Below are 7489 nucleotides of genomic sequence, written 5' to 3'. Positions count from 1 at the left end.
GACTGTCTGCGATGAAGCCTGGCCAGATAGCACAAATCTGGAAGTCAGCAGCGCAATTCGTCTTCGGTTGCGTTGTGCTGGCGCTGGTGACCGCGGCCTGTTTCTTCCTCCAGGTCGGGCTCGCCGCGACCGCGTTCTGCTATCTCGTGGTGATCCTGCTGTTCGCAGTCATGGACAGCTTCCTTGCCTCCGCTCTCCTCACTCTCCTCGCCGTTGCCGCGCTCGACTTTTTCTCCGCCCCGCCCCTCTTTGATTTCCGCATCTCCGATCCGCAGGATCGCCTGGTGATCGCTCCGTTCCTTTTCGCGTGCCTGATCGGGTCGGGATTGATCCAGCGGGCCCTCAGCGAACGGCGGACCGGCCGCTTCAGGCCGATCGTCAAATCCAGCAATGCCGATCTGCACGAGGCTATGACGCAATGGCAGCAGGTCTTCGAGCACAACCCGGTCATGTATTTCATGGTCGATCCTGCCGGAACCGTGGTGAACGTGAACACGTTCGGCGCTGCGCAACTGGGCTATACGGTAGCGGAGCTGATCGGCCAATCGGTGCTGGGTGTGTTCTTCGAGGAAGACCGCGGCTTCGTCCGCCAATGCGTTGCGCTGTGCCTTGGGACCGTCGGTCAGTCACATACCTGGGAAATTCGGAAGGTGCGCAAGGACGGCTCGGTCCTGTGGGTACGCGAGAACGCCAAGGCCATGCCGCAGGCTGGTGGCAAGCAGATCGTGCTGGTCGCCTGCGAGAACATCACCGAGCGCAAGGAAGCGGAGAATGCGCTGCGACAGAGCGAGGCTTACCTCTCGCAGGCGCAGGAATTGAGCCACACCGGCAGCTTCGGCTGGAAGGCCGCGACCAGCGAGATCACCTGGTCGAAGGAGACATATCGCATCTTCCAATGCGACGAGGCTGAGAAGCCCACGATCCCCTTCATGCTCCAGCGTATCCATCCGGACGACAGGCTCGCGGTGCGACGAACCACAGGGCGCGCGATGCGCGAGGGTTGCGATTACGACCACGAATACCGGCTCGTGATGCCCGACGGCGCCGTGAAATATGTTCGCGCGGTGGCCCGCGCCCTGCGAGACGCCGGTGGTAGCGTCGAGTTCGTTGGCTCGGTGAGCGATGTCACCCCGGCCAAGGAGGCAGAACGGCGACTCCGCGAAAGCGAGCAGCGCTTCCGCGACTATGCCGAAACCGCGTCCGACTGGTTCTGGGAGACAGGGCCCGACCATCGCGTCACCCGCGTCTCCGAACATCTCGAAACGGCCGGCATGGCCCCTTTCTGGGCGGTCGGGCTCAGACGTTGGGACATTGCTCCCGATGCCGCGCTCCAACCGGAGAAGTGGCAACAGCATCGGGCGGCACTTGACGCACACGCTCCGTTTCGCGACCTCGTGTACCGGAGCAAAGACCGGAACGGACAGCCGACCTATGTTCGCACCAGCGGCAAGCCGTTTTTCGACGCCAACGGCAATTTCCTCGGCTATCGTGGCGTCTGCACCGATGTGACCGCGGCCATCCGCGCCGACCAGGCTGAACAGGCGCTCCGCAAGGCGCAGACCGAGCTTGCCCATGTGACGCGCGTCACGACGCTCGGCGAGCTGACCGCCTCGATTGCTCACGAACTCAATCAGCCCCTCGCCGCCGTGATGGCCAATGCCGACGCGTGCATCGGCTGGCTGCAGCGTAGTCCCCCCGATCTGAAAGGGGCGCGCCGCTCGGTGGAATGGATCATCGAGGATGGCAACCGCGCCAGCGAGGTGATCCGTCACGTCCGAGCACTTGCCAAGAGAACCGACATCGAGATGGTTCCGCTCGACGTCAACGGGGTCGTTCGCGAGGCGGTCGCGCTCGTTCAGCGCGAGATGGCCAGCCACGCCGTATCGGTGCGAATGGAGTTGAGATCAGCACTACCCAACATTTTCGGCGACCGAATCCAGTTACAACAGGTGCTGATCAACCTGATCATGAATGGGATCGAAGCGATGGAAGGCGTCAAGGACCACCCGCGTGAGCTGTTGATCCGCTCCGGTCCGGATAAAAATGGATCAGTGCTGGTAAGCGTTACGGACCGTGGCGTCGGCATCTCTGCCGATGCGATTGATCGGATGTTCACACCGTTCTTCACCACCAAATCCAGCGGCCTGGGCATGGGCCTCTCGATCTGCCGCTCCATCGTCGAGGCACACGGCGGACGACTGTCGGTCTCGCCCAATGAGGGGTGCGGCGCGACGTTTCAGATCACCCTGCCCTTGCATCGGGAGGAAGCTTCGTGACCGATCGCCCCGCGCCCTCCTTGCCGCAGGCCGATAACAATGAGCCGATCGTCCTGGTCGTCGACGATGACCCGTCGGTGCGCCGGGCGCTCATCAATCTCTTTGAATCGGTCGGCCTCAGGGCTGCTGCATTCGGCTCGGCGCAGGAGATCCTGCAAAGCAAACCGCCGGAGGTCCCCAGCTGTCTGGTGCTGGATATCCGCCTGCCGGGACTGAGCGGCCTCGACCTGCAGGCCGATCTCGCTAAGGCAAACATCCACACACCCATCATCTTCATCACCGGCCATGGCGATATACCCATGACCGTCCGGGCCATGAAGAGTGGCGCGGTCGACTTTCTGACAAAGCCGGTGCGCGACCAGGACATGCTGGACGCGGTCCAGGCCGCGATCGAGCGCGACCGCAAGCGCCGCGAGATTGAGAAAACGGTGTCGAACGTCAGGTCCCGCTTCGAGTCGCTCACCCCGCGGGAACGGGACGTGCTGTCCCTGGTCGCGTCTGGCTTGATGAACAAGCACGTGGCCGCCGAACTCGGATTGGCCGAAATCACCGTCAAGATCTATCGCGGCCAGATCATGCGGAAGATGGGTGCCAAGTCGCTGGCCGAGCTGGTGAAAATGAACGAGGCGCTCGGGATTCAGAATGCCAAGCGGGACGAACAAACCTAAGTATGAGTTCCAAATCTCGCTTGATGGGCCCACCTTGACTCCCGGCCGGCGCGCGGCGGCAGGCAGCTCGGGAGCGGACATCTTGTCAGCGCCTTCAGTGATTTCGGTGCTCGACGATGATCCCTATGTGCGGGCCGCGATCGACAATCTTCTGGCGTCGCGCGGATACGTTGTCCACACATTCGCCTCGGCCGAAGAGTTCCTGGGCTCGACCGATCTGAACGGCGCCAGTTGCGTGATTGCGGACGTGCAGATGCCGGTCATGTCCGGCATCGACCTGTTGACGCAGATGCGTACCCGGGGCTCGGCCACGCCGTTCATATTCATTACGGCCTTTCCGGATGAAAGCGTGCGCGCACGTGCGCTGAGGGCCGGCGCACTCTGCTTCCTTGGTAAGCCGTTCGTCGCCTCGGAGCTGATGCAATGCCTGGAGATGGCGCTCGGAGGACGGGCCGACGCCACGGCGTGATCTCTATCCTCATGGTGAGGAGGCCGCGAAGCGGCCGTCTCGAACCATGAAGGCCCCCGCTGTCGCCAGCGGCCATCCTTCGAGACGGGCGCTCTGCGCCCTCCTCAGGATGAGGTCGGAACGTCAGGCAGCACGCTCAAGCCCGCCTCAATCCACCTTGATGTCGGCCGCCTTGATGATCGGCCACCACTTGGCGATCTCGGCCTTCTGCCGCACGCCGAGCGCTTCGGGGGTGAGCTGGTCCTGAGGCGGCATTTCGAGGCCGAGATTTTCCATCTGCTTCTTCACGGCGGCATCGCCGAGCGCCTCCACCACCGCGGCGTTGAGCCTGGATATGATCTCCTGCGGCGTGCCCTTGGGCACCCAAAGGCCTGACCACAGCGTCATCTGAAAGCCCTTCAATCCGGCCTCATCGGCGGTGGGGATTTCGGGCGCGGACGCCAGGCGCTTGTTGTCGCTGATCGCGTAGGCACGGATGGTGCCGGCGCGAACCTGGTTGATGGAGTTGGAGGTCTGGTCGACGATGATGTCGATCTGGCCGGCGACGAGGTCGTTCAGCGCCGGCCCCGTGCCGCGATAGGGTACATATTGCAGCTTGATGCCGGAAACGCTCTCGAAATAGACGCCGGCGATGTGGCTGCCGGAGCCCGCACCGGCCGTGCCTGCGGTCGCGGGCTCCGGGCGAGACTTCAGCCAGGCGAGCAGTTCCTTCAGCGATGTTGCCGGCACGGCGTTCTTGCTGACGACGATCATGGGATTGCTAGGCAGCAGCACCACCGGCTCGAGATCGGCGACGAGATCATAAGGAAGCTTGTAGACAGCGCCATTGGCCACGTGCGTACCAAGATGGCCGAAGGAGATGGTGTAGCCGTCAGGAGCCGAATGCACGGCGCGCCCCACCCCGATCGAGCCTCCGGCCCCGGTGACGTTCTCGACCACCACCGCCTGGCCGAGGCTCGCCCGCATGCGCTCGGCGAGCACGCGCGCCATCGCATCCGACGGCCCCCCGGCCGCGAACGGCACGATGATGGTGATCGGACGTGAGGGATAGGTGTCGGCGCGCGTGGCGCCGGTCGCGCTAAGGATTGCGAACAGAGCGGCCCAGATCATCTTTCGCATCTGCGTCTTCCTACAGCGTCTCTTTTCACCTCTTCCCGCTTGCGGGGAGAGGGAGAACTACGAGCCCGCGCTAGAACTGCGAGAAGTCGATCGGCTTGTGCCGGTCGAGCGTGCGGGTGACCGGCGGCAGCGGATATTTCAGGCCGGTCGCACAGTTGAACAGCATAACGCGATCGTTCTTGGCGACGCGGCCGTCTGCGAGGCTCTGCTTGTAGGCGGCGTAGGTCGCGGCACCCTCGGGACACAACAGCAGCCCCTCCTCACGCGCGACCTCGCTCAGCGCCGACGAGATCTTGTCGTCATCGACCGCGATGGCAAAGCCCTTGCTCTCGCGCACGGCGCGCAGGATCAGGAAATCGCCGATCGCCTGCGGCACGCGAATTCCCGAGGCGATCGTGTGGGCATCCTCCCAGCGCGCTGCGTGCTCGGTGCCCTTCTCATAGGCCCGCACCATGGGCGCGCAGCCGGACGCCTGCACCGCAACCATGCGCGGGCGCTTCGATCCGATGAAGCCGATCTTCTCGAGCTCATCAAACGCCTTCCACATGCCGATCAGGCCGGTGCCACCGCCGGTTGGATAGAAGATCACGTCGGGCACGTCCCAGCCCATTTGCTCGGCGAGTTCCAGCCCCATCGTCTTCTTGCCCTCGATCCGGTACGGCTCCTTTAGCGTCGAGGTATCGAACCAGCCGACCTTCGCCTTGCCCTCGCCGACGATCTTGCCGCAATCGTCGATATAGCCGTTGACGCGATAGACGGTGGCGCCCTGCAATTCGATCTCGCTGACGTTCACCTCCGGCGTATCGGCGGGGCAGAAGATCGTGGTCTTGATGCCGCAGGAGGTCGCATAAGCAGCAAGTGCCGCGCCCGCATTGCCGTTGGTCGGCATCGCCATGTGCTTGATGCCGAGCGCCTTGCCCATCGACACCGCCATGACGAGGCCGCGCGCCTTGAACGAGCCGGTCGGAAGGCGGCCTTCATCTTTCACGATGATCTCGCCGCCGCCGAGCTTTTGCGACAGTTTTGGCAGCCGGATCAGCGGCGTGGTCACTTCGCCGAGCGAGACGATGTCCTTGCACTTTCGTACCGGCAACAGTTCGCGGTAGCGCCACATGTCGGCGGGGCGCTGGCTCAGCGCCTCCTTGGTCAGCGCGTTCTTCACCGCAGTGAGGTCGTAGCGCACCAGCAATGGCTTGCCGGCTTTCGACAGATTGTGAACCTGGTCGGCCGGATAGTGATCGCCCTCCATCGCGCATTCGAGATGCGTGACGAAGGTCGGGCGTTCGATGGTGAGGTTGTCGTTGTCTTTCATGGCTTATTTCTTTCTTCTTATGCCAATGGCCTCTCCGCGCCCGTCATTTCGAGCGAAGCGACGCAATCCAGACCGTTTCCGCGGATGAACTCTGGATTGCTTCGCCACGCTCGCAATGACGACAGCGGTCAGATATTCAGCACCCGCCCGTAGGCATCCAGCACGGCTTCCTTCATCATTTCCGACAGCGTCGGATGCGGGAAGACCGTATGCATCAGCTCTTCCTCGGTCGTCTCGAGGTTCATCGCGACGACGTAGCCCTGGATCAGTTCGGTGACCTCCGCGCCGATCATGTGGGCGCCGAGGAGCTGCCCGGTCTTCTTGTCGAAGATCACCTTGACGAGGCCCTGGTCCTCGCCGAGCGCGATCGCCTTACCGTTGCCGACGAAGGGGAAGCGGCCGACACGGATTTCGCGTCCGCTCTCCTTGGCCTTGGCTTCGGTGAGGCCGACGGAGGCGACCTGCGGATGGCAATAGGTGCAGCCCGGGATCATGTTCTTGTCCATGGCGTGCGGATGCAGGCCCTTGATAGCCTCGACGCAGATCACTCCCTCATGCTCGGCCTTGTGAGCCAACATGGGCGGACCGGCAACGTCACCGATGGCGTAGATGCCAGGAACGTTGGTCTTGCCGTAGCCGTCGATGACGATGCAGCCGCGATCAGTTTTGACGCCGAGCTTTTCGAGGCCGAGATTCTCGATGTTGCCGACGACGCCGACGGCGGAGATCACGCGCTCGAACTCGGTCGTGACAGGGTTGCCCTTGCCGTCGTCGATGGTGGCGACGACGCTGTCGGCCTTTTTGTCGAGCTTCGTCACCTTGGTCGAGGACATGATCTTGATGCCTATCTTCTCGAAGCGCTTGCGTGCAAGGCCCGCGATCTCCGCGTCCTCGACAGGCAGAATCTGCGGCAGCACCTCGACTACGGTGACGTCGGACCCCATGGTGTGGAAGAAGGACGCGAACTCGATGCCGATGGCGCCCGAGCCGACCACCAGCAGCGACTTCGGGATACGCTCCGGGATCATGGCCTCGAAATAGGTCCAGACCAGCTTCTTGTCGGGCTCGAGCCCCGGCAGCACGCGCGGCCGCGCGCCGGTCGCGATGATGATGTGCTTGGCCTGATAAGTCCCCTCGCCCAGCGAACCCTTCGGCCCTTCGACGTCGGACTTCTTCACCGTAACCTTGCCGGGCGCGTCGATCGAGGCGGCGCCCCAGATGACGCTGACCTTGTTCTTCTTCATCAGGAATCCGACGCCGTCGTTCAGCCGCTTCGAGACGCCGCGCGAGCGCTGCACCACCGCCTTCGGATCGAACGAGATCTTTTCCGCCGACAGGCCGTAATCCTTGGCGTGCTGCATGTAGTGGTAGATCTCGGCCGAGCGCAGCAGCGCCTTGGTCGGGATGCAGCCCCAGTTCAGGCAGATGCCACCGAGATAGGACTTTTCGACGATCGCGGTCTTGAGGCCGAGCTGCGCGGCGCGGATCGCGGTGACGTAGCCGCCGGGGCCGGAGCCGATGATGATGACGTCGAAGGATGTGTCGGCCATTGCGGCTCCCATTCAACTGGACTTCGTAGGGTGGGCAAAGCGACGCGTGCCCACCGCCTTCCAACGCTATGAAAAGGTGGGCACGGCGCGTTGCG

Annotated in this window: 6 protein-coding genes; 3 read left to right on the top strand and 3 right to left on the bottom strand. The window is 63.3% G+C overall.

Annotated features, from left to right (window positions below):
• Window positions 1-11 precede the first annotated feature (11 nt).
• The 3 genes from SO180_RS29515 (at window position 12) to SO180_RS29505 (ending at window position 3413) form a co-directional block, all read left to right on the top strand.
• Window positions 12-2276 (top strand): PAS domain S-box protein, encoded by a 2265-nt coding sequence (locus tag SO180_RS29515; protein WP_449382346.1) that lies wholly within the window; start codon window positions 12-14, stop codon window positions 2274-2276.
• Complete coding sequence (locus tag SO180_RS29510; RefSeq protein WP_449382342.1) at window positions 2273-2944, top strand: response regulator transcription factor; 672 nt, start codon at window positions 2273-2275, stop codon at window positions 2942-2944. The genes SO180_RS29515 and SO180_RS29510 overlap by 4 nt, the downstream gene beginning before the upstream one ends.
• A gap of 82 nt (window positions 2945-3026) precedes the next feature.
• Window positions 3027-3413, top strand: a complete 387-nt coding sequence (locus SO180_RS29505; protein WP_449382341.1) for a response regulator transcription factor — start codon at window positions 3027-3029, stop codon at window positions 3411-3413.
• A 147-nt stretch (window positions 3414-3560) separates the two neighbouring features.
• Here SO180_RS29505 and SO180_RS29500 read toward each other — a convergent pair whose 3' ends face one another.
• From SO180_RS29500 to lpdA, 3 genes are all read right to left on the bottom strand, one after another.
• Complete coding sequence (locus SO180_RS29500) at window positions 3561-4532, bottom strand: tripartite tricarboxylate transporter substrate binding protein BugD (RefSeq protein WP_449382340.1); 972 nt, start codon at window positions 4530-4532, stop codon at window positions 3561-3563.
• Window positions 4533-4602: 70 nt separating this feature from the next.
• A complete protein-coding gene (locus tag SO180_RS29495) occupies window positions 4603-5844 on the bottom strand; it encodes a threonine synthase (RefSeq protein ID WP_449382339.1) in 1242 nt (413 codons plus the stop codon).
• A gap of 128 nt (window positions 5845-5972) precedes the next feature.
• Complete coding sequence (lpdA, locus tag SO180_RS29490) at window positions 5973-7394, bottom strand: dihydrolipoyl dehydrogenase (RefSeq protein ID WP_449382338.1); 1422 nt, start codon at window positions 7392-7394, stop codon at window positions 5973-5975.
• Between the last annotated feature and the right edge of the window lie 95 nt (window positions 7395-7489).

Source organism: Bradyrhizobium sp. UFLA05-112 (genome assembly GCF_053572325.1).
The sequence above is the reverse complement of the archived record's forward strand: the minus strand, read 5'-3'. Positions and strand labels throughout refer to the sequence as shown.

Bases quoted from the DNA above. Each gene is read 5' to 3' on its own strand.
- SO180_RS29495 (WP_449382339.1), bottom strand. From the start codon at position 5,844: ATGAAAGACAACGACAACCTCACCATCGAACGCCCGACCTTCGTCACG.
- lpdA (WP_449382338.1), bottom strand. From the start codon at position 7,394: ATGGCCGACACATCCTTCGACGTCATCATCATCGGCTCCGGCCCCGGC.
- SO180_RS29500 (WP_449382340.1), bottom strand. From the start codon at position 4,532: ATGCGAAAGATGATCTGGGCCGCTCTGTTCGCAATCCTTAGCGCGACC.
- SO180_RS29515 (WP_449382346.1), top strand. From the start codon at position 12: ATGAAGCCTGGCCAGATAGCACAAATCTGGAAGTCAGCAGCGCAATTC.